Source organism: Streptomyces sp. 8N706 (genome assembly GCF_052245415.1).
Classification (GTDB): domain Bacteria; phylum Actinomycetota; class Actinomycetes; order Streptomycetales; family Streptomycetaceae; genus Streptomyces.
Window position 1 is genome coordinate 1 of record NZ_JBQQBW010000217.1, and the last position, 3,900, is coordinate 3,900.

Consider the following 3,900-nt stretch of genomic DNA (forward strand, 5'->3'; position numbering starts at 1 on the left):
TAACCCCAGCACGACCTCGGCCTCCGGCCGTGGGTACCCCACCGCCTTGCGATGCTCCCCTGCCTTCGGCCGGTGGAGGTCCCCCCGTCGGCCGAAGGCTGGGGAGTACCCCATGCCGGACGACGGTCGCTGATCCGCTCAGAGCCGTCGGACACGCCCTACCAGGGCCGCGGGCCGTGTTGTCCGTAAGCGTGTCCGTGAAGCGGGAGCCCCGGTCCGTGGGCCTGCGGGAGCCCCGGTCCGTGGGCCTCACGTCACGGACCTGAGCCATGGGCTGCAACCATGAGCTCAGGCCAAGCCGACTCAGACCCTGGGCACAGGCCAAGCCGGCTCAGACACTGGGGTCAGCCCCGGCTTCCGGCCGTGAGCTCAGCCCGTGGGCGCCGAGGCTGACGGCATGCCGAAGACGTCGAAGTACAGCGCGCCCGAGACCAGGAGGCCGAGGACGCCGAGCACTACTCCGGCCCAGGCCACGGCCCGGATCCAGGTGGCCCGCGGGCTGTCGGCGGCGGCAGCCGCAGCGACCGGACGGAGGAGGACCGCCCCGGCGACGATCAGCGCGGCGAGGGCGAACAGGCCGTTGAACAGGGCAGTCGCGTGCCACGGATTGCCGTACAGGGCCGCGATCTGGTCCTGCGGCTGTGCCTGGCCCCCGCTCGTGGAGGTCTTGATCTGCCCGATCAGCTGCTCGCGCTCCGCCGCCAGCCGACCGACCCAGGTGCCGGTGAGGGAGGCGAGACCGAGAGCCGCACCGACCACGGCCGCGGCCCCGGTGGCGATGACGGAGGAACGCACGGGCGCCGTGGCCTGCTCGTCCTCCGGCTCGCCGTCGACATCGGTGCCGTCCGTGTCGCTGGGCTCGGTCCCGGCCTTCCCGGTGCCCTGAGCGGCCCCCGGCGTTTCTGCGACCGCGGCCTGGCCCGTCTCCTTGTCCTCCGGGGTCTCTGTGGCCTCGTCGGTCGTGCCCGTCAGGTCGGTCCTGTCGGTGTCCTTGGTCTTGGTGGTGTCCATGGGCCGCACCGTAGGTGCCGTTTCTGAGAGTCCTCTTAATCCCGGCGACGGGGTACGGTTCCGCGGCGCGGACCGGCGGCAAACGCCCGGCACTGCCCCCAGCGGCGGCAACCCGCAGGTGCCCGCGCTCGCCCCGGCACCGCAGAACCACAGGAGCCCGGACTCGCCCGAGCAGACCCACACCCACACATGTATCGGACTCGCCCCAGCAGCCCACACCCCCGGCGACCCAGGGCCGTGCCCCACCGGCGGCAGACCTCCGGGGCGCGCCCCCGTATCCCCGTGGCGGGCGGCCGCTATCTGTCCGACAGGGCCGGGGGTACGAGCGCGTCGACGTCCTCGCTCTCCCCCGTGCGCTGTGCGGGAAGCGAAGAACGGGCGGCCTCCGGCGCCTCGATGCTGAACCGGGGCAGCAGCCGGTCGAGCCACTTCGGCAGCCACCAGTTGGCGCCGCCGAGCATATGCATCAGCGCGGGGACCAGTAGCGTCCGGAGGACGAAGGCGTCCAGGGCGACGGCCGCGGCCAGACCGATGCCGAACATGGCGATGATCCGGTCGCCGCTGAGCACGAAGGCCGAGAAGACCGCGATCATGATGACGGCCGCAGAGTTGATGACCCGGCTCGTCTCGGCGAGGCCGACCCGTACCGCGCGCCGGTTGTCCCGGGTCTGCTGCCACTCCTCGTACATCCGGCTCACCAGGAAGACCTGGTAGTCCATGGAGAGCCCGAACAGCACGGACACCATGATCACCGGCAGGAACGGTTCGATCGGTCCCGCGCGGCCCAGTCCCAGCAGTTCGCTGCCCCAGCCCCACTGGAAGATCGCGACGACGACGCCGAAGGAGGAGGCGACGGCGGCGATGTTCATGACGGCGGCCTTGAGCGGGACGCCGATGCTGCGGAAGGCGAACAGCAGCAGCATGCAGCCCAGCGCGACGACCACCCCGATGAACAGGGGCAGGTTGCCGATGATCACGGACGCGAAGTCGTCATAGGCAGCCGTGAGCCCGCCCACCTGGGTGTCGAGGGAGGTGCCCCGCTCCGCGCGGGGAAGCACGTCCTCGCGCAGCCGCTCGACGAGCTGGGAGGTCCGCTCGGACTGCGGCGCGCTCTCCGGTACGACGGTGATCACGCCGGTGCTGCCGCTGCGGTCGACGAGGGCGGTGGTCGCGTGAGCCACCCCCTCCGTGTCGCGCAGTGTGTCGGGCAACTTGTCGAAGGCCAGCCGGTCGGCGGCCCCGTCGATCTCGGAGACGAGTGTCAGGGGCCCGTTGGAACCGGCGCCGAAGCCGTCGGCGAGCCGGTCGTACGCCTGCCGCGTGGTCGAGGAGGCGGGGTTGTTGCCCTGGTCGGAGGTGCCCAGATGGAGGGAGAGGGTGGGCACCGCGAGGACGACCATGACGGCGGCCGCGACGCCCCCGAGCAGCTTGGGGTGCCGTTCGACGAAGGCGGACCAGCGGGCGGAGAAGCCGGTGGGCAGCTCCGGCCGGGGTCCGTGCTCCTCCAGCCGCCGTCGCTCGCGACGGCTGAGGACCCTCGTCCCCATCACACCGAGCAGGGCGGGGAGCAGGGTCACCGAGGCGGCCACGGTGAGGACGACGGTGAGCGAGGCCGCGAGGGCGACGCCGTTGAGGAAGTTCAGCCGCAGGACCAGCATGCCCAGCAGGGCGATGCAGACGGTCGCGCCGGCGAAGACGACCGCACGCCCGGAGGTGGTGATGGCACGCCGGGCGGCTTCCTCCACCGGTAGCCCCTGGCGCAGGCCCCTGCGGTGCCGGGTGACGATGAAGAGCGCGTAGTCGATGCCCACGCCGAGCCCGATGAGCATGCCGAGCATCGGCGCGAAGTCGGCGACCGTCATGACCTGGCTGAGCAGCGAGATGCCCAGATACGCCGTGCCGACGCCGACCAGGGCGGTGGCGATCGGCAGCAGCATCGCGGCGAGCGAGCCGAACGCCAGGAAGAGGACCACGGCGGCCGCCAGGACGCCGACGACCTCGCTGAGGTGCGCGGACGACTTCTCGGTGAGCGATACGCCGGGGCCGCCCAGTTCGACCTCGAGGCGGTCGGTCCCTGCGCTCCGCGCGGTGTCGACGACCTTCTGCACCTCGCCCCGGTCGAGGTCCTCGGGGGCCTGCTCGTAGATGACGGTGGCGTACGCGGTGCGGCCGTCCCGGCTGATCTGGTTGGCGCCCTCGGTGCCGTACGGGCCGTTGACGCCGGCGACGCCGGGCAGGTCCTCGACCTCATGGAGCGTCTCGGTCATCCGGTGCTCGGTACCGGCGGCCCGGACCGATCCACGGTCCGTGTGCCAGACGATGGTGTCGTTGTCGCCGCTCCTGCCGGGGAACGCCTCCTGGAGCTGCTGGGCCGCCCGCCCGGACTCGGTGCCCGGGACGTCGTAGTCGTTCGAATACGCGGATCCAGTGACGGCCGCGGCGACACCGACACCGACCAGGGCGGCCAGCCACAGCAGGATGGTGGCAAGACGACGCTGGAGACACCATCCGGCGAGTGCGGCCATGCACAAGCTCCCTGAGCTTTTGCGTGGATCTTTCAGAGAAACAACCCACAAGGGACATAAGACGTACCGGCCCACTGTTACAGGCCGGAAAGATCAATTGCCGCTTTCGTGGGTTTAGTCACATTCGCCGAGGGAAAGTAGGCGCCTCATCCGCCGGAGAGCGTCCCTTCAGAGATTCCGTGCGGCGATTGCGCCCGTACGGACACCGCGGACGCCGGCGCGCCGCTCCGTGAGGCTGCCGATCGGCCCGGAGACCTGGAGCGCACCGGGTACCACCTGGCCCCCTGCGCCCAAGAGCATGGGGCCATTCCGTTCCGGCAGGGGCGGGGCTTCCCCGAGAGGGCGGGCCCTCCCCCTCGGGGAA

At 71.3% G+C, this 3,900-nt stretch carries 3 protein-coding genes; all 3 read right to left on the bottom strand.

Annotated features, from left to right (window positions below; all coding sequences use genetic code 11):
- Positions 1 to 369 precede the first annotated feature (369 nt).
- Positions 370 to 1,011, bottom strand: a complete 642-nt coding sequence (locus ACTWQE_RS33785; protein ID WP_443332914.1) for a hypothetical protein — start codon at positions 1,009 to 1,011, stop codon at positions 370 to 372.
- A 296-nt stretch (positions 1,012 to 1,307) separates the two neighbouring features.
- Positions 1,308 to 3,536 (bottom strand): MMPL family transporter, encoded by a 2,229-nt coding sequence (locus ACTWQE_RS33790; protein ID WP_443332915.1) that lies wholly within the window; start codon positions 3,534 to 3,536, stop codon positions 1,308 to 1,310.
- A 168-nt stretch (positions 3,537 to 3,704) separates the two neighbouring features.
- Positions 3,705 to 3,900, bottom strand: a 196-nt coding sequence (locus tag ACTWQE_RS33795; protein WP_443332916.1) for a hypothetical protein, incomplete at its 5' end; no start/stop codon positions are given.